At 65.2% G+C, this 17,093-nt stretch carries 16 protein-coding genes; 8 read left to right on the forward strand and 8 right to left on the reverse strand.

Annotation, left to right across the window (positions count from 1 at the left end):
* Window positions 1-149 precede the first annotated feature (149 nt).
* Genes VGN62_RS20645 through VGN62_RS20655 form a run of 3 tightly spaced genes read right to left on the reverse strand, consistent with a single transcriptional unit; the run spans window position 150 to window position 2,691 of the window.
* The gene (locus VGN62_RS20645) at window positions 150-1,289 is read right to left on the reverse strand and encodes a Gldg family protein (protein WP_327457491.1); all 1,140 of its coding nucleotides are present in this window, start codon (window positions 1,287-1,289) and stop codon (window positions 150-152) included.
* A 20-nt stretch (window positions 1,290-1,309) separates the two neighbouring features.
* Window positions 1,310-1,717: a hypothetical protein gene (locus tag VGN62_RS20650; RefSeq protein ID WP_327457493.1), complete on the reverse strand. Its 408-nt coding sequence runs from the start codon at window positions 1,715-1,717 to the stop codon at window positions 1,310-1,312.
* The gene (locus VGN62_RS20655) at window positions 1,714-2,691 is read right to left on the reverse strand and encodes a cysteine synthase A (protein WP_327457495.1); all 978 of its coding nucleotides are present in this window, start codon (window positions 2,689-2,691) and stop codon (window positions 1,714-1,716) included. Before VGN62_RS20655 ends, VGN62_RS20650 begins: the two co-directional genes overlap by 4 nt.
* A gap of 193 nt (window positions 2,692-2,884) precedes the next feature.
* On the opposite strand from VGN62_RS20655, the gene VGN62_RS20660 reads away from it, so the two are divergent.
* Window positions 2,885-5,011, forward strand: a complete 2,127-nt coding sequence (locus tag VGN62_RS20660; protein WP_327457497.1) for a TonB-dependent receptor — start codon at window positions 2,885-2,887, stop codon at window positions 5,009-5,011.
* Here VGN62_RS20660 and VGN62_RS20665 read toward each other — a convergent pair.
* The 4 genes from VGN62_RS20665 to VGN62_RS20680 are packed head-to-tail and all read right to left on the reverse strand — an operon-like array spanning window position 5,008 to window position 8,347.
* Window positions 5,008-5,727: a hypothetical protein gene (locus VGN62_RS20665; protein ID WP_327457499.1), complete on the reverse strand. Its 720-nt coding sequence runs from the start codon at window positions 5,725-5,727 to the stop codon at window positions 5,008-5,010. The two genes, VGN62_RS20660 and VGN62_RS20665, sit on opposite strands and share 4 nt — an antisense overlap.
* A gap of 43 nt (window positions 5,728-5,770) precedes the next feature.
* Window positions 5,771-6,511, reverse strand: a complete 741-nt coding sequence (gene fabG, locus VGN62_RS20670) for a 3-oxoacyl-[acyl-carrier-protein] reductase (protein ID WP_327457501.1) — start codon at window positions 6,509-6,511, stop codon at window positions 5,771-5,773.
* Between the two features lie 25 nt (window positions 6,512-6,536).
* Entirely contained in the window at window positions 6,537-7,475 is a 939-nt protein-coding gene (fabD, locus tag VGN62_RS20675) for an ACP S-malonyltransferase (protein ID WP_327457503.1), read from the reverse strand.
* Window positions 7,476-7,519: 44 nt separating this feature from the next.
* A complete protein-coding gene (locus tag VGN62_RS20680; protein WP_327457505.1) occupies window positions 7,520-8,347 on the reverse strand; it encodes an LD-carboxypeptidase in 828 nt (275 codons plus the stop codon).
* Window positions 8,348-8,402: 55 nt separating this feature from the next.
* On the opposite strand from VGN62_RS20680, the gene VGN62_RS20685 reads away from it, so the two are divergent.
* The 6 genes from VGN62_RS20685 (at window position 8,403) to VGN62_RS20710 (ending at window position 12,988) form a co-directional block, all read left to right on the forward strand.
* Window positions 8,403-9,791: a Mur ligase family protein gene (locus VGN62_RS20685; RefSeq protein WP_327457507.1), complete on the forward strand. Its 1,389-nt coding sequence runs from the start codon at window positions 8,403-8,405 to the stop codon at window positions 9,789-9,791.
* Between the two features lie 158 nt (window positions 9,792-9,949).
* Window positions 9,950-10,315, forward strand: a complete 366-nt coding sequence (rpsF, locus tag VGN62_RS20690; protein ID WP_327457509.1) for a 30S ribosomal protein S6 — start codon at window positions 9,950-9,952, stop codon at window positions 10,313-10,315.
* A gap of 11 nt (window positions 10,316-10,326) precedes the next feature.
* A complete protein-coding gene (gene rpsR / locus VGN62_RS20695; protein WP_037517582.1) occupies window positions 10,327-10,551 on the forward strand; it encodes a 30S ribosomal protein S18 in 225 nt (74 codons plus the stop codon).
* 13 nt (window positions 10,552-10,564) lie between these two features.
* Entirely contained in the window at window positions 10,565-11,188 is a 624-nt protein-coding gene (gene rplI, locus VGN62_RS20700) for a 50S ribosomal protein L9 (RefSeq protein WP_327457511.1), read from the forward strand.
* A 94-nt stretch (window positions 11,189-11,282) separates the two neighbouring features.
* Window positions 11,283-12,332 (forward strand): hypothetical protein, encoded by a 1,050-nt coding sequence (locus VGN62_RS20705; RefSeq protein ID WP_327457513.1) that lies wholly within the window; start codon window positions 11,283-11,285, stop codon window positions 12,330-12,332.
* Window positions 12,332-12,988, forward strand: coding sequence for a Fe2+-dependent dioxygenase (locus VGN62_RS20710; protein ID WP_327457515.1), 657 nt, complete (start codon window positions 12,332-12,334; stop codon window positions 12,986-12,988). Before VGN62_RS20705 ends, VGN62_RS20710 begins: the two co-directional genes overlap by 1 nt.
* Before the next feature lie 15 nt (window positions 12,989-13,003).
* Here VGN62_RS20710 and folE read toward each other — a convergent pair whose 3' ends face one another.
* Window positions 13,004-13,606: a GTP cyclohydrolase I FolE gene (gene folE / locus VGN62_RS20715; protein ID WP_327457517.1), complete on the reverse strand. Its 603-nt coding sequence runs from the start codon at window positions 13,604-13,606 to the stop codon at window positions 13,004-13,006.
* A gap of 437 nt (window positions 13,607-14,043) precedes the next feature.
* Here folE and VGN62_RS20720 point away from each other — a divergent pair, with 437 nt between their 5' ends.
* Window positions 14,044-17,052, forward strand: coding sequence for a TonB-dependent receptor (locus VGN62_RS20720; RefSeq protein WP_327457519.1), 3,009 nt, complete (start codon window positions 14,044-14,046; stop codon window positions 17,050-17,052).
* Window positions 17,053-17,093: the final 41 nt, after the last annotated feature.

Consider the following 17,093-nt stretch of genomic DNA (forward strand, 5'->3'; position numbering starts at 1 on the left):
GTGGAAAGGGGTAATTTAGGGTGAAATAGGGAATCTAACCCCCATTTACCGCAAAAAGCGCTCCGAATTGGGTAAATACCGGTCCCACGGCGCGAGCAGCAAGCCGCGCGAGCAAGATGATCGGGGTAAATTGGGGCGAAAGCGCCGACTCAGAGGGCGTGGGCGCGGATCCAGAGCGGGTGCAGCAAGGCACGTCCCGCGCCGCGCCACAGGTGCGCGGACAACCATTCCATCGTGTCGGCCTGCCGCAGATGGTCGGCGCCGGGGACGAGCGGGCGCCACAGTGGCGCGAAGACCAGGTCGGCGTCGCCGACGAGCCACGCCTCGCCCGCACCGATCGAACAGCGCGCGACATGCCGGTCCGCGTAGGCGTGGCAGGCCTTCGGCAGCCGGTCGAAGCGCCCCGCGCTGAACAGGCGGAGGCGCGCGCCATCGATATCGGCGGGGAGCGCCGCCCCCTCGCCGGCGGGCGCCGCGCCCAGCGTCACGCCCCAATGGTCGAGCAGCGGGGTGAGGAGGCTAGTCACCGGCGGATTGCGCGGATCGCCGAGCGGATGGCGGGCGGGCCAGCCCGAGAGCGCATCGGCGAGCACGACCGCTCGCCCGCCCCCGCGCACAAAGGCATCGATTGCGACCAGTTCCTGCGGCGCCAGCGCGCGGGGGTGCGCGATCAGCAGCGCTCCGCCTGGGGGCGGCACATGGTCGGTGAGGCTGTCGACCAGCGACACCGGCCCCGCCGCCATCAGGCGGGCAAGCGCGGGGTCGTCATTGGTCCCTTCGGCGATCATCGCCGCAATCCCCTCGCCCGCCGACCAGCGCAGCGGCAGCCCGGTGAGCATCGTGACCGCGGGCGCATCGGCGGAAGCGGCGGCGGGCCGGTAAAGCGATGCAAGCAGCACATGTCCGCCGCCGAACCAGCCGACCACAAGCAGCAGCCCGGCGAGCCACGACAAGCCTCGCGGTCGGGGGCGCCACTGGACGAGCCGGTCGCCCAGCCATGCCGCAAGCGCGCCTGCCAAAATCGTCGCGAGCAGTTGCAGCCACCCCGCCGATCCCGCGAGAATGACCGCAAGCGCGGCCTGCGCGATCGCCAGGAATATCAAGGCTAGAAGGCACGTACGCGCTCGCATCGCGGCGGGTTCATCGCGTTGCCACCGCGCGAGGAGTAGCATCGGCAGCGCGAGCAACGGGATCGCCAGCGCCGGGTCGATGCGCCCGAGCAACGCCTGCCCCCCCGCGATCCAAGCGAGCGCGGCAATTGCGGCGGCAATCGTCAGGGCGCGCAGCATCGGCCGGCGCGGTGCCGCCGTCACTGTTTCGACTGGCGCGCGCGCTGGAGTGCGGGGTCGGGTTCGAGGTCGGGGACGCTCGATGCCGAGGGCGCCGCCTGCGGCACCTTCGCCGCGGTCGCCGCATTCTGATCCTTCGACGAAGGCTGGACCGCCTGGACGCCAAGCTCTTCCAATGGCGCGCCGCTGCTTTTCAGCTCGTCGCCGGGCATTTTCACTTCGGCCGTCGCGGCAACGTCACTCGCGGCGCGTTCGCGCGCACGTTCGCCGATCAGCCCCGCCATACCGACGAGCAGCAGCACCGTGAGTACTCCGGCAATGCCGATCTGCAGGCGGCGCATCGTATCGTTCACGGGTGCGACGGGGGGTAGCGGCGGCGCGGGTTGCGACTGGGGTGCCGGACTGCTGTCGATCCTGATCCCGCTCATGCCGCTGTCTCCAGACCTTTGCTCGCCAGCCATTCGGGGTTGTAGAGCGTCGAAAGATAGCGAAACCCGCTGTCGCACAGGATGGTTGCGATCCGCTTGCCCGGGCCAAGCTGCCGCGCGAGCGCCATCGCACCCGCGACGTTGATCCCCGACGACAGGCCGAGGCACAGCCCCTCCTCGTCGAGCAGCGCGCGGACCACCGCGAGCCCTTCGGCATCCGAAATGCGGAACTGGGTGTCGATCGGCGCACCGTCGAGGTTCGCGGTGATGCGGTTCTGCCCGATCCCCTCGGCGACGCTGGTGCCTTCGGCTTTCAGTTCGCCGCACTGGTAGTAATTATAGAGTCCGGCGCCATGCGGATCGGTGAGCGCGACGACGATGTCGGCATTATGCGCTTTCAGCCCCAGCCCGGTCCCCGCGATCGTGCCGCCGGTGCCGGCGGCGCAGGTGAAGCCGTCGATGCGGCCGTCCATCTGCTCCCATATTTCCTCGGCGGTGCCGAAGATGTGCGATTTGCGGTTGGCGATATTGTCGAACTGGTTCGCCCAGATTGCATTGTCGGTTTCCTCGGCGATGCGGCGCGAGGTGTGGACGAAATGACCGGGGTTGGCGAAGGGCGCGGGCGGGACGAGCACCAGTTCGGCGCCCAAGGCGCGGATCGTCGCCATTTTTTCGGCGCTCTGATTGTCCGGCATGACGATGATCGTCTTGTAACCCAACGCATTACCGACAAGCGCAAGCCCGATGCCGGTGTTGCCCGCGGTTCCCTCGACGATCGTGCCGCCGGGGCGCAGGCTGCCGTTCGCCTCGGCGTCGCGAACGATATAGAGCGCGGCGCGGTCCTTCACCGATCCGCCGGGGTTGGCATATTCGCACTTGCCCCAGATTTCACAGCCGGTGGCTTCGCTCGGTCCCTTCAGCAGCACCAGCGGGGTGTTGCCGATGAGGTCGAGGCTGTTTGCAGCAATAGTCATGCGCCTGATCTAGGGCGGCGCCCGTCGGCCCGCAAGACAGCTTCGCTTGCCCCGCCGATGGCCGGCGTTTGTCGACTAACGGACATCGGCGTCCGACGAACGACAGGCCGCAGCGACCTCAGGGGTTGTCATTGTAACAGTATATCATTACTGGGTGCGCCATCAGGTCGCCATATAACAGGACTCTCCCCTTATGCGTTTGCTTTGCTCTGCCGGTTTCACCTTTGCCCTCTTCCTCGCCGCCCCTGCCTTTGCGCAGGACCGCGCCGCAGCGGGAAGCGACGACGATGTGCATACGGGCGAGCCGATCGTCGTGACCGCCCCCTATGTCCGCAGCCTCGACATCCTCGGCAATGTGTCGGTGCTCGAAGGCGACGAGCTGGCGCGCGATATCCGCGGCCAGATCGGCGACACGCTGACCCGCCAGCCCGGCGTATCGGCAACGAGCTTCTCCCCCGGTGCGTCGCGCCCCGTCCTTCGCGGCTTTTCGGGCGAGCGCGTCAAGGTCCTGACCGACGGCATCGGATCGATCGACGCATCGAACACCTCCGCCGACCATGCGGTCACCATCGACCCGCTGACCGTCGAGCGCATCGAAATCCTGCGCGGCCCCGCAGTGTTGCTGTTCGGCAGCCAGGCGATCGGCGGCGCGGTGAACATGTTCGACCGCCGAATTCCGCGTAAGGTCCCCACCGATCATGTCCATATCGACGCGATCGGCGGCTATGCGACCGCGGCCAACGACCGCAACATCGGCAGCTCGATCGACGTCGCGCTGAGCCCGCAGATCGTCGCGCACCTCGACGGCAGCTGGCGCAAGACAGGTGACGTCCGGACCGGCGGCTTCGTTTACGCTCCCGACATTCGCGGCGACCTGCTCCACCTTGCCGAACATGAAGTCGAGGACGGACATCTCGACGAGGCGGCCGAGCTGACCGCGCAGGCCGGCAAGCGCGGCAAGATCGACAACACGCAGAGCGAGACCTGGACCGCGGGCGGCGGCATCTCGTTGATCAACGACGGCGGCCAACTCGGCATTTCGATCGGCTATTTCGATACCAATTACGGCGTGCCCGACCGCCCGAACACCGCGCACGACCATGGCGGCGAGCATGAAGAGGGCGGCCATGAGCATGGCGAAGGCCCCGTCACCATCGGCATGAAGCAATGGCGCGCAGACCTGCGGGGCGAAGTCGAGCTGGGCGACGGCTTCTTCGACAAGCTGCGCATCCGCGCGGGCTTTGCCGATTACAAACACACCGAATTCGAAGGCGACGAAGTCGGCACCGTCTTTACCAACCAGGGCATCGAGGGCCGGATCGAGCTGGCGCAGAACGACCGCGGCGGCTGGCGCGGCGCGAGCGGCGTGCAATACAGCCACCGCGACTTCGATGCGGTCGGCGCCGAAGCCTTTGTCCCGCGCAACCTGACCGACCAGTTTGCGCTGTTCACCTTGCAGGAACTGACGATGGGTCCGCTCGGTCTCGAAGCCGCGGCGCGTTATGAAAAGACCAATGTGCGCGCGCAGACGCTGGGCTTCGAACGCAAATTCGACAGCTTCTCGGGCGCGCTCGGTGCGACCTACGACCTGTTCGACGGCGCGAAATTCGGCGTGTCGGTGTCGCACGCGGTGCGGGCGCCATCGGCCGAGGAACTGCTGTCGAACGGCCCGCACATCGCGACCCAAAGCTTCGAGCTTGGCGACCCTAACCTGAAGCGCGAGTCCAATTGGGGCGCCGAAGCGTCATTCAAGATCAAGACCGACGCGTTCAACCTCAGCCTGACCGGCTATTCGAACTGGTTCGACAATTTCATTTATTCGGCCGCAACGGGCGCGGAAGAGGATGAGCTGCCCGTCTTCCAATATTTCCAGCGCGATGCGCGCGTCTATGGCTTCGAGGCCGAGGCGAGCGCGCGGCTGGCGCAGATCGGCGGGTTCAACATTGTCGGCGACGTGACTGCCGACATGACCCGCGCGAAAATCAAGAACGCAGGCCTCGACCGCAATGTCCCGCGTATCCCGCCGCTGCGCATCCTCGGTGGGCTCGAAGCGCAGGGCGAGCGCGTCGATGCACGCGTCGAGGTCGAATGGACCGACGACCAGACACGCACCGCACAGTTCGAGACGCCGACCGACGGCTTCACGCTCGTCAACGCCTCGATCAGCTGGCGCCCGCTTCCCGATACGAAGAATCTGACGCTCAGCCTGTCGGCGAACAATATCTTCGACGTCGAAGCACGCCGCCACGCCAGCTTTACCAAGGATTATGTGCCGCTCGCCGGGCGCGATTTCCGCCTGACGGCTCGGGCGAGCTTCTAGTTCTCCGAAGGCGGAACGGGCTCCGGCGACGGCGCTCGTTCCGCTTCGGCTGGCGGCGGCGCGATCGCCGCTTCGGGTGTCGGCGGCGCCGGAACGGGAGCCGCGACCGCCTCCACCGGAGGTATCGCTGCAACGGCCTGTTCCGGCTCGGCGACGAGTGCTCGCGGAATCACGGTCCACGCTGACAATGCCTGGCGCTGGCGCCAATAGATCGACGACACCGCTGCATAGGTGCCGACGCTTTCCCATGCGGGCGCGCTGAGGTTTTCGGCATCGATTCCGCCTTCGATGAAGGCCTGGACCAATATCTTGACCTGCTCTTCGCCCATCTCGCCCGACAGGCGCGGATTGCTTCGGCCCGGCCCAAAGTCGAGCGCCGTGTCAATCGTCGCCCCGGACAGCCCGTAACCGGCCAGCCGGCCGATCAGCCATTCGCGCAATATGCGGCTGACCCCATAGTCCAGATAAGCCTTTTTCTGACCAGCATCGAGCGTGAAGCCGGCGGTGCAAGCATCGGCGATGGTCGAAAACTGGCCGATCAACCGTTCGGAACCCGAATTGCCGCCGTCGCCGATCAACGCATCGGCGAGCAGATTCCTGAACGCGGGGTCGGCCCTGTCGACCGCACAATCAAGCTTGTCGCCCAACTGCGCCGACGCCGCGACCGGCAGCATCGCCGCCGCCAGCATGCCGCTGCACCAAAGGAATCTGACCATAAAGCGTCCCTCCCCAGCCGGGACTTCGTGCGCCCCGCCTGGCTCAGGATAGCATGGCCATCCCGCCGTTCACATGCAACGTCTGTCCGGTGACATATCCGGCTTCCTTCGACGCCAGATAGACCACGGCGGCCGCGATATCGTCGCCGGCGCCCATCCGGCCAGCCGGAATACGCTGATTGAGCGCTTCCTTCTGCGCGTCGGGCAGGTCGTCGGTCATTGCCGTGGCAATGAAGCCCGGCGCGACGCAATTCGCGGTGACGCCGCGGCTCGCGAGCTCCTGCGCCAGCGCCTTGGTCATGCCGGTGACGCCCGCCTTCGACGCGGCATAATTGGCCTGCCCCGGATTGCCCGTCGCGCCGACGACGCTGGTGATCGAGATGATGCGGCCGAAGCGCGCCTTCATCATCGGCTTGGCGGCGGCGCGCGCGAGGCGGAAATTGGCCTCGAGGTTGATGCGGATGACGTCCATCCACTCCTCGTCCTTCATCCGCATGATCAGATTGTCGCGCGTCACCCCGGCGTTGTTCACAAGGATGTCGAGCTGGCCCAGCGCCTCGACCGCCGACGGCACTAGCGCATCGACCGCGGCGCCGTCGCCGAGGTTGCACGGCAGCGCGACATGGTCGCCGCCGAGCGTATCGCGGAAAGCGTTCAGCTTGTCGGCGTTGGAACCCGAAACCGCAAGCCGCGCACCCTGCGCGGCAAGCGCCTGCGCGATGGCCGAACCGATGCCGCCCGAAGCGCCGGTGACTAGGGCGGTCATGCCGGTGAGATCGAACATCTGAGTTTCTCCTGAAATCTTTGAATTAGAGCGACTTGAGCAAAGCTTCGATGTCGTCCATCGAAATCACGCTGACCGTCTCGACTTCGCCCGACGCGCTGCGCTTGACCATCGGCGAGAGGACCTTGCCGCCGAATTCGACGAACTGGCCGACGCCGATATCTTCCATCGAGGCGACGCTTTCGCGCCAGCGGACGCGGCCGGTGACCTGGCTCACGAGCAGGTCGCGGATCGTGTCGGCGTCGCTGACGGGGCTCGCGGTGACATTGGCCACCACCGGCACCAGCGGCGCGGCGGGCGCATTCGAGCCGAGCGCCTCGGCCATCGCGTCGGCGGCGGGCTGCATCAGCGGGCAGTGGAAGGGCGCCGAGACGGGCAGCAACACGCCGCGCTTGATGCCATAATCCTTGACCAGCGCGACCGCGCGTTCGACCGCGCCCTTGTGGCCCGAAATCACGACCTGCGACGGGTCGTTGTCGTTGGCCACCGTGCAGACCTCGCCCTCGGCGGCGGCATCGGCGAGCTTCTGCGCGGTGTCGATATCGGCGCCGAGCAGCGCCGCCATCGCGCCGACCCCGACGGGCACCGCCGCCTGCATCGCCTGCCCGCGCGTCTTCAAAAGCCGCGCGGTGGTCGCAAGGTCGAAGGCGCCGGCCGCGCAGAGCGCGCTATATTCGCCGAGGCTGTGGCCCGCGACATAGTCGGCCTTGGCGGCGAGCGTCACGCCGCCTTCCTTTTCGAGCACGCGCAAGGTCGCGATCGCGTTCGCCATGATCGCAGGCTGGGCATTTTCGGTGAGGGTGAGCTGGTCCTCGGGACCTTCGCTCATCAGCTGGAACAGCTTTTGGCCGAGCGCGTCGTCGACCTCCTGGAACACCTCGCGCGCGACGGGCGAGGCCTCGAACAAGGCCTTGCCCATGCCGACGGCCTGGCTGCCCTGACCCGGAAAGATGAATGCGCGCATGATGCGTCCCCTGATGAATATGGATTTGGCCCGCGCCTATTCCCTCACCCCGCGCGATGCAAGCCGAAGGGCACGACCTTGTTCGCCGCGTCGTGGCCGATGTCGGCCCGCCCGAGCCACGGGATGCCGGTGCGATGACACCAGTCCTGCGCAATCTCTTCGGCCTCCATGCCGAAAGGGCGGTCGTTTTCGGGGACGGCACTGACGCGGCCGAGCCGCAAACCGGCGAGACCGCGCGGCGCGAGGCTGGTCGCCATATGGAAGAAGGCGCGGTCGAAGGCGTAGAGATATTCGCTCACTTCCTCGACGAGCAGGACGTGCCCCGAAAGGTCGGGTTCGAGCGGCGTGCCGAGCAGCATCGACAGCGTCATCAGGTTGAACGCCGCGTGGCGCGCGCCATGCTGCAACCCCGCCTCGCACGCACCAGGATCGCGCGCGACGAGCCAGTCGAGCGCCCGCAAGACCGCAGCATCCCCGCCCTCGCGGCGGATATCGGCGACCATCGGCCCGTGCGCGACATGGTCGAAACCCTCACGATACAGCGCGCCGAGCAGATTGCCCTGATCCGAATAGCCGAGGAACGCCTTGCCCCGCGCGGCGTCGGTCATCGCGGCCACCGCATCCTCGGCGATCCGGCACGCACCGTACCCGCCGCGCGCGAACCAGACCGCGTCGATGTCGGGGCGGTTCGCCATCTCGACCAGTGCGGCGAAGCGGTGTCCGTCCTCGCCCGCGAAATGGCCATGCGTCGCAAAACACTGCGGATCGAATTCGAGTTCGATGTCAGAATAGCCGAGGCTGGCGAGCGCGCGCACCGCTTCCGCATCGTCGGGCAGGATGGGGGTCGAAGGGGCAACGATCCCGATACGCAAATCCTGTCCCCTGCCCTGCCTTGCCAAACCTGACCCAAGCCCATATCGCGCCGCGATGGCCGAAAACAAATCCTATTTCTTCTGCGGCATCGGCGGGTCGGGCATGTTGCCGCTCGCGATGATCGTCGCGGCGCGCGGCGCTGCGGTTTCAGGGTCGGATCGCAGCCGCGACCAGGGCCGGACGCCCGACAAATTTGCATGGCTCGAAAGCCGGGGCATTGCTTTCTATCCGCAGGACGGCAGCGGCCCCAAGGCGGGCCAGATCCTCGTCGCCTCGGCGGCGATCGAGGACAGCGTTCCCGATATCGCCGCGGCCAAAGCGCTCGGCCTTCCCCGGATGACGCGCGCCGACCTCAATGCCGCGCTGTTCAACGCCGCGGACAAGGCAATCGGCGTCGGCGGCACCAGCGGCAAGTCGACCGTCACCGGGATGATCGGCTGGATCCTCGAGAGCGTGGGCCGCAAGCCGACCGTGATGAACGGCGCGGTGATGCGCAATTTTTCGGACGCCGAGACGCCCTTCGCCAGCGCGCTGGTCGGCGATAAGGATTTTTACGTCAGCGAGGTCGACGAAAGCGACGGATCGATCGCACTCTACCAGCCCGATGTTGCGGTGGTCACCAACATCAGCCTCGACCACAAGAGCCTCGACGAACTGCACCGCCTGTTCGGCGACTTCACCGCCAAGGCGCGCATCGCGGTGATCAACGCCGACGATCCCGAATCCGCCCCGTTGATGAACGGCGGCAATAATCTGCACTTCGGCTTTGGCGACGGCGCGGCGATGCGCGGCAGCGATTTCGAAGCGCTGCCCGACGGCTGCCGCTTTGCAGTGAGCTTTGCCGCCGACCGCCACGAGGTCCGGCTGCGGATGCCGGGCCGCCACAACGCCGCCAACGCCCTCGCCGCGATCGCCGCCGCACGCGCGGTCGACATTCCGGTTGCGCAGTCGGTCGCGGCACTCGCCGATTTTGCCGGACTCGCGCGCCGCTACGAGGTGCTGGGTCAGGCCGGCGGCGTCACCGTCATCGACGATTTCGCGCACAACCCCGACAAGGTCGCCGCGACCCTCGCCGCCGTCGCCGAGCTACCCGGCCGCGCCCTGCTCTTCTTCCAGCCGCACGGTTATGGCCCGCTGCGCCAGATGGGCAAGGAACTCGCGGCCAGCTTCGCCGACGCGATGCGCGAAGGCGACAAGCTCTTCGTCTGCGATCCCGTCTATTTCGGCGGCACCGTCGACCGCAGCGTCGGCAGCGAGGCGCTCGTCGCCGACATCGTCGCGGGCGGAGCCGATGCCGTTCACCTCACGACCCGCGCGGCATGCGGCGCGGCGATGCTCGACGAGGCCAAGGCGGGCGACCGCATTCTCATCCTCGGCGCGCGCGACGATACGCTCACCGAATTCGGCCACGAACTCTTGGAAAAGCTGGCCGTCCGCGCTTGATTTCTCCCCGCGAATCTGTATAGGCGCGCTCATTCGGGGCGAGGCCTTGTGCCATTCGCCCCGTTTGCTTTGCACCAATACGTGAAGCGAGACGACAGCCGGAGGGGTTTCGCGATCGGCGCGAAATCAGCGATCGGCCAAATCGAAGGAAGCGCACCATGCCGTTTTACGAGCATGTCTTTATCGCGCGTCAGGACCTGAGCCAGGCTCAGGTCGACGCGCTGGCGGAAACCGTCACCAACGTCATCGGCGAGTTCAAGGGCACGGTTCACAAGACCGAAACCTGGGGCCTGAAGCAGCTCGCCTACAAGATCCAGAAGAACCGCAAGGGTCACTATGTGATGCTGTCGGCCGAAGTGTCGGGCGAAGCCATCACAGAGATCGAGCGCCAGGCTGCGATCAACGAAGATATCATCCGTTGGCTCACCATCCGCGTCGACGAACTCGAAAAGGGTCCGTCCGTGATGATGCGCAAGCAGGAACGTCGTGGCGGCCGCGGCCGTGACCGCGACGGCGAAGAATAAGGAAAACGACCATGGCACGACCCTTTTTCCGCCGCCGCAAGACCTGCCCCTTCAGCCAGAAGGACGCACCGGTCATCGATTACAAGGACGTCCGCCTGCTCCAGGGTTACCTGTCGGAGCGCGGCAAGATCGTCCCGTCGCGGATCACCGCGGTGTCCACCAAGAAGCAGCGTGAGCTGGCAAAAGCGATCAAGCGCTCGCGCCACATCGGCCTGCTCCCCTACATTGTGAAGTAAGGAGGGCGGACCGATGGAAATCATCCTGCTCGAACGTATCGAGAAACTCGGCGGCATCGGCGATGTCGTCACCGTCAAGAACGGCTTTGCCCGCAACTACCTGTTGCCCAACAACAAGGCGCTGCGCGCGAACGACACCAACCGCAAGCTGTTCGAAGCCAACCGCTCGAAGATCGAGGCCGACAACGCCGAACGTCGCACCGACGCCGAAGGCCGCGCCAAGGACATCGACGGCAAGCAGGTCGTCCTGATCCGTCAGGCGTCGAACACCGGCCAGCTGTACGGTTCGGTTTCGGTCCGTGACATCGTCGACGCGCTTGCCGAAGACGGCGTCGAAGGCGTGACCAAGTCGATGGTCGAGCTCGAGCGCCCGATCAAGTCGCTCGGCCTCGTCGACGTCAAGGTCAAGCTGCACCCTGAAGTCGCCGTGACCGTCGGCGTCAACGTCGCGCGTTCGCCCGACGAAGCCGAAATGCAGAAGCAGGGCATCGACGTCATCGCCGCGATGTTCGAGGAAGAACAGGCCGAAGCAGTTGCGACGGCGCTGGAACCCGACAGCGAGGACGAATTCGAAGACGCGACGCCGCCTTCGGAACTCGCTCCCGAAGCGGCTGCGGACGAAGCCGAAGAAGCTTAAGCTTCATCTGGCCAAAGCCTTTTGAAAGGGCCGCGTTTCCCGACGGAAACGCGGCCCTTTTCTTATGCCCCGCCCTTTCCTATGGCGGCAGTCGATGGCCGACGATCGCTTCCATTCCCGTTTCGCCGCCGACGCGAGCCTGCTGCCGCACATGGCCGACCTTGCGAACGACCGGATATTGATCGCGCTGCTGGGCGAAGCCGATTACCGCGCGGCGAGCTTCCTCGACCAGCGGCTACTCACCGATCGCATCGGGCGCGAGTGGATGGCGTGGGACGCGCTGCCCGACCTTGGCCCCGCGGCGCCGCAGCCCGATTTCATCTTCCATATCGGCCATGTCGGATCGACGCTTGCCTCGCGCCTGCTTGCCGAGGTCAGCGGCGCGCTTCCGCTGCGCGAACCGATGCTCCTGCGCACGCTGGCGCAGGTCGCCGAGCGGATCGACCGGCCGGAGTCGGTGTGGTCGCCCGAACGCTATCGCCAACGCCTTGCGCAGATACGTGGCTGGCTCGGCCGCGGCTTCGGCCCAGGCCAGCGTACAATGGTCAAGGCGTCGAGCGTGATCACGGCGATCGCCGGCGACCTGACGAGCGCCGATGGCCGTGCGCTGTTCCTCTACGCCGCGCTCCCCCGCTATATCGAGACGATCCTCGCCGGCGAGGCCTCGATGGCCGAGACGCAGGCACAGGCCCCCGCGCGCATGGCCCGGCTCGCAGCCCTGCTTCCCGATTTCCCGCACGCGCTGTGGCAGTTGCCGCCGGTCACGCGCGTCGCGATGAGCTGGCTTTGCGAGATGGCGACCGCGCAAAACACGCTGCCGCCGGGCGATCCGCGTTACCTGTGGGCCGATTTCGATGCGATGCTGGCCGATCCGGTGGTGGCGCTTGCGGTGCAAGCCGGGCATTTCGCTTTGCCCGCCAGCCAGGCGCGCATCGACGCCGCGCTCGCCGGGCCGATCATGCGCCAATATTCCAAGGCGCCCGAACATGGTTACAGCCCGGACCTGCGCCGCGAACTGCAGATGCAGGCGGGGGCGGAACACGCATCCGCCATCGCCGAAGCCATCGCATGGGTTGAAGCGCTCGCCGCGCGCTATACAAGCCTTGGCGACCTGCCGATCCGCGGCAACGGGGAAAGCCGATAATGTTCAAGCTCGTCCAGCTGCTCGACGATGGCGCCGTTCGCGCGCTGCGCGAAATTGCCGCCAGCGGCAAGTTCGTCGACGGAAAGATCAGCAACCCGCATTCGACGGTGAAGAACAATCTCCAGCTCCACGACGCAGGCGCTTATGAACGCTCGTCGAAGATCCTGCTCGACGCGATGGTGCAGAATCCCGATTTCATGGAATTCACCTTTCCCGCACGCATCGCGCCGCCGCTGATGACGCGGTACACGCCCGGCATGCACTACGGGCTGCATCCCGACGCCGCCTATATCCCCCTGCCCGACGGCCAGCTGCGTACCGATGTCAGCTGTACGGTGTTCCTGAACGATCCTGCCGACTATGATGGCGGCGCCCTCCATGTTCAGCTCGGCAACGCCGACCTGCGCTTCAAGGAAGCGCCGGGCGTCGCGGTCGTCTATCCGTCGCACACATTGCACGAGGTTGAGCCGGTGACGCGCGGCGAGCGGCTCGTCGCAATCACCTTCATCCAGAGCCTGATCCCCGACGTCGCGCACCGGAACCTGATGTACGAACTCAACGAGGTCGCCGCGATCGAGGGCCGCAAGATGGACCCGGCCAACTTTACGCGGCTCCAGGCGGTCCAGTATCAGCTGCTCAGGATGTGGCGGCGCTAGGCCGCCGCCTATCCATCAATAGCCCATCAGGCTCAGCACTTCCTTGCGGCTGCTCTGGTCGTTCAGGAAACAACCGAGCAGGCGGCTGGTTACCATGCCGACGCCGGGCGTGCGGACGCCCCGCCCGGTCATGCAGCCATGCTGTGCATCGATGACCACCGCGACGCCATGCGGCTGGAGATTGTCCCAGATACATTTCGCGACTTCGGCGGTCAGGCGCTCCTGCACCTGCAACCGCCGCGCATAGCCGTTGAGCACGCGCGCGAGCTTGGAAATGCCGACGACGCGGTCGCGCGGCAGGTAGGCAATCGACGCCTTGCCGGTGATCGGCGCCATATGGTGCTCGCAATGCGACTGGAACGGGATGTCGCGCAACAGCACGATCTCGTCATAGCCGCCGACCTCCTCGAACGTGCGCGACAGGTGGATAGCCGGATCGTCGGCATAACCCGAACAATATTCCTTCCACGCGCGCGCGACGCGGCGCGGGGTATCGAGCAACCCTTCGCGCGCCGGATCGTCGCCGGCCCATTCGATGAGCGTGCGAACGGCATCGGCGACATGATCCGGCACCACTACCTTGCCGTCGGGTCCCAATTCACTCTTGCTGTCGCTCATCGCCGCGCTTTCACTGTTGCCATCATGCCGCACATTTCGACGTCCCCGCGCCGATAAGCAAGGGCAAGGCGGAAAGAAATTGTCCACTCCCATCAACTTTACGTTGCGGAATCTTGGCTTTTTGACTTTTCGAAGAGGCGCGGTTTCGCGTCCTTTTTTGGGCCAAACAAGTGACTTGACGCTTTCGTCAACTCGGCGCACCTTCACCTTGCATTACAGAACTCGCTCAAGCGGGTCGTGATCCGGAGAGGCTGGCGTTTTCCCCGACGCCAGCGGGAGAGGACGATGACCAGCACAGCTGGCAGGTGGGATACTCAAGGGCACATGGCCATACCGGCCCGGTGCCCTTTGCCATGTCTGGTCGTTTCCCCTCCCCTTACCACAATTTGACGTTGGGCGGCCCCGCATCGCGCGGGATCGAAAAAGGGAGGCTATAGATGAAGTTCAAGGCACTGATCGGAACGTCGATCCTTGCGATGACGGTGGCGACGCCGGCTTTTGCGCAGGACGCGGCGGATGAAGTGGAACGCGATGCTTTCGGCGGCGAAATCGTCGTCACGGCGCAGCGCCAGTCGGAACGCCTGCAGGACGTGCCGATCGCGGTCAGCGCCTTCTCGACCGAGGCGCTCGAAGCGCAGCAGATCAAGACTCCGTCCGATCTTCAGCTGACCCTGCCCAACGTCACCTTCACCAAGACCAACTTCACCGGCGCGAGCTTCACGATCCGCGGCATCGGCGACCTTTGCGTCGGCACGACCTGCGACAGCGCGACCGCGATCCACCTGAACGGCGATCCGCTGTTTTCGACCCGCCTGTTCGAAACCGAATTCTTCGACCTCGAACGCGTCGAAGTGCTGCGCGGCCCGCAGGGCACCCTGTTCGGTCGCAACGCGACGTCGGGCGTGGTCAACGTGATCACCGCCAAACCGAAACTGGGGACATTCGAAGCCGCCGCCGAAGCCGAATATGGAAATTATGATTCCATGAAGGGCAAGGCGATGGTCAACATCCCGCTTGGCGATACGATGGGCATTCGCGTTGCGGGCATTTACCTCAACCGCGACGGATACACGAAGAACAGCTTCCTCGACACGCGCATCGACGACCGCGACTTATACTCGGTCCGCGGCTCGTTCCGCTGGGAGCCCAGCGACGACACGACGATCGACCTGCTCGCATCCTATTTCCGCGAAAAGGATCAGCGCACCCGCATCCAGAAACAGCTTTGCCAGCGCGACCCGACCGGCATCCTCGGCTGTTTGAACAGCCGCCTCGACAATTCGCCCTTCAACGGCAACGCGACCTTCACCGCGGCGCTGACCTCGCGCGAATTCCTGGCGATCCGCGGCATCCCGCAGGCCTTTGCACTCGGCAGCCTTTACGGCCCCGACGTTTATGCCAACACGACGATCCCGTCGGACCCGCGCGAAGTGAACACCGCCTATACGCCGAGCTATTTCACCAGCGAACTGACGTTGCAGGGCCAGATCGAGCATAATTTCGGCCCCGTCTCGCTGCAGGTGTCGGGCCAGTATCAGAAGGTCAAGCTCGACGCGTCGCAGGATTACAACAGCAATGTCGGCAACCGCGCGCTCTACGCGGGCGGCCTCGCGACGTTGCAGGCGGCCGCAAACGGCGCGCTCGGCGCGGCGTTCACGCCCTATTTCGCACCCGTCGCGGCGGCGATCATCCCGAACGGCCCGACCGGACAGCTTTGCACCTCGCTGGCCGAAGAAAGCGGCTACGGCAGCTTTGGCGGCAACAAAATCTGTAGCGACCAGTCGCTGCAATTCGACCGGTCGAACCAGTATAACAGCAGCTGGTCGGTCGAAAGCATCCTGTCGAGCGATCTCGACGGGCCGTTCAACTTCCTCGTCGGCGGCATCTATGCCGACTATCACCTGACCGAGAACAGCTATTATGTGAACGCCTTCCCGATCGACTATCTGACCGGGGTATTGGGCGCGTTCACCGCGGCAACCAACGCGACCGGCCCGCTGCCGCCGTCGTTCCTGGCCACGCCTTTCTTCCGGAACAACACCGATGACCTGAAGATCAAATCCTACGGCCTGTTCGGCGAGGCCTATTTCGAAGTCAGCGATCGGCTGAAGCTGACCGCGGGCCTGCGCTACAACAACGACAAGAAGAGCGTGACCGCCCGGTCGACGCTGGCCAGCTTCCTGGCGCCGCACGGCGGCACGACCGACACCGTCTTCGGTCCGCCCTTCGTCGGGTCGTTCGATGCCGACCCCGGCACGCCGGGCAACCAGATCATTCAGGCACGCAAGGTGAAGTTCAACAAACTCACCGGCCGCTTCGTGATCGATTTCAAGGTGACCGACGACAATCTGCTCTATGCCTCCTATTCGCGCGGCTATAAGTCGGGCGGCATCAATCCGCCGCTGCAGCCGATTTTCGCCGTGCCCGAATCGTTCAAGCCCGAACAGGTCGATGCGTTCGAAATCGGGTCGAAGAACACGTTTGGCGGTGGCGCACTGCAGCTGAACCTGACGGCCTTCTACTATAAATATAAGGACCTGCAGCTCAGCAAGATCGTCGCCCGTACCGCGGTCAACGACAATGTCAGCGCCGACATCTATGGCTTCGAGGCCGAAGCCATTGTCCGGCCGGACCCCGATGTCGTCGTCAACCTCGGCTTCAGCTATCTGCACAGCAAGGTGTCGGACGACAAATTCACCAGCAACCCGCGCGACTTTGGTGGCGGCCGCAGCGATGCGGTGATCATCAAGGACATCACCAACGCCGCAAACTGCGCCGTGGCCTCGCGGACCGGCAATGTGGCGGGCATCAACGCGTTTGTGAATCAGGTGAATAACCTGATCAACACCAACCCGGACATCAATCCCGATCCGGCGGTTACCACGCGGGTCATTCCGGGCATTCAACCCGGCGCCAACCTGCAGGGCACGACCGCTTTCCCGGCGGACGGCGGCATCGCCTCGACGGGTGCATTCGGGATCTGCGACGTGCTCAGCGCGGCCGCCGCGGGTGCCTTCTCGCCGCTGGGACTCAACCCGACAACCTTTGGCGGGGTCGAATATTTCTCCGCCGGGGTTCCGGTCAACATCAAGGGCAACCAGCTGCCGCAGGCGCCGAACTACAAGTTCAGCGCAGGCGTGCAATATACGGCACGTATGGGCGACATGACGCTCGTCCCGCGCGTCGACATGGCCTATACCGGTGAAAGCTATGGCAGCATCTTCAACGGCAACGTCAACCGCATCAAGGGCTATGCGCAGGTCAATGCCCAGATCCAGCTGAACGGCGCCGACGACAAATGGTATGTCAAAGGCTTCATCCAGAATGTCTTCGACGCCAACAGCGTCACGGGCCTCTACATCACCGACCAGTCGTCGGGTAACTATACCAACATCTTCACCCTCGAACCGCGCCGCTACGGCATCGCGGCGGGCGTGAGGTTCTAAACCGACGGCGGCAACGCCGACAAAAAAACCCCGGCCTCTCG

Origin of the sequence: Sphingopyxis sp., assembly GCF_035998905.1 — a bacterium.
Taxonomy (GTDB): domain Bacteria; phylum Pseudomonadota; class Alphaproteobacteria; order Sphingomonadales; family Sphingomonadaceae; genus Sphingopyxis.

Coding starts and splice junctions, on each gene's coding strand:
- VGN62_RS20645 (WP_327457491.1), bottom strand. CDS start 1,289: ATGCTGCGCGCCCTGACGATTGCCGCCGCAATTGCCGCGCTCGCTTGG.
- VGN62_RS20650 (WP_327457493.1), bottom strand. CDS start 1,717: ATGAGCGGGATCAGGATCGACAGCAGTCCGGCACCCCAGTCGCAACCC.
- VGN62_RS20655 (WP_327457495.1), bottom strand. CDS start 2,691: ATGACTATTGCTGCAAACAGCCTCGACCTCATCGGCAACACCCCGCTG.
- VGN62_RS20660 (WP_327457497.1), top strand. CDS start 2,885: ATGCGTTTGCTTTGCTCTGCCGGTTTCACCTTTGCCCTCTTCCTCGCC.
- VGN62_RS20665 (WP_327457499.1), bottom strand. CDS start 5,727: ATGGTCAGATTCCTTTGGTGCAGCGGCATGCTGGCGGCGGCGATGCTG.
- fabG (WP_327457501.1), bottom strand. CDS start 6,511: ATGTTCGATCTCACCGGCATGACCGCCCTAGTCACCGGCGCTTCGGGC.
- fabD (WP_327457503.1), bottom strand. CDS start 7,475: ATGCGCGCATTCATCTTTCCGGGTCAGGGCAGCCAGGCCGTCGGCATG.
- VGN62_RS20685 (WP_327457507.1), top strand. CDS start 8,403: ATGGCCGAAAACAAATCCTATTTCTTCTGCGGCATCGGCGGGTCGGGC.
- rpsF (WP_327457509.1), top strand. CDS start 9,950: ATGCCGTTTTACGAGCATGTCTTTATCGCGCGTCAGGACCTGAGCCAG.
- rpsR (WP_037517582.1), top strand. CDS start 10,327: ATGGCACGACCCTTTTTCCGCCGCCGCAAGACCTGCCCCTTCAGCCAG.
- rplI (WP_327457511.1), top strand. CDS start 10,565: ATGGAAATCATCCTGCTCGAACGTATCGAGAAACTCGGCGGCATCGGC.
- VGN62_RS20705 (WP_327457513.1), top strand. CDS start 11,283: ATGGCCGACGATCGCTTCCATTCCCGTTTCGCCGCCGACGCGAGCCTG.
- VGN62_RS20710 (WP_327457515.1), top strand. CDS start 12,332: ATGTTCAAGCTCGTCCAGCTGCTCGACGATGGCGCCGTTCGCGCGCTG.
- folE (WP_327457517.1), bottom strand. CDS start 13,606: ATGAGCGACAGCAAGAGTGAATTGGGACCCGACGGCAAGGTAGTGGTG.
- VGN62_RS20720 (WP_327457519.1), top strand. CDS start 14,044: ATGAAGTTCAAGGCACTGATCGGAACGTCGATCCTTGCGATGACGGTG.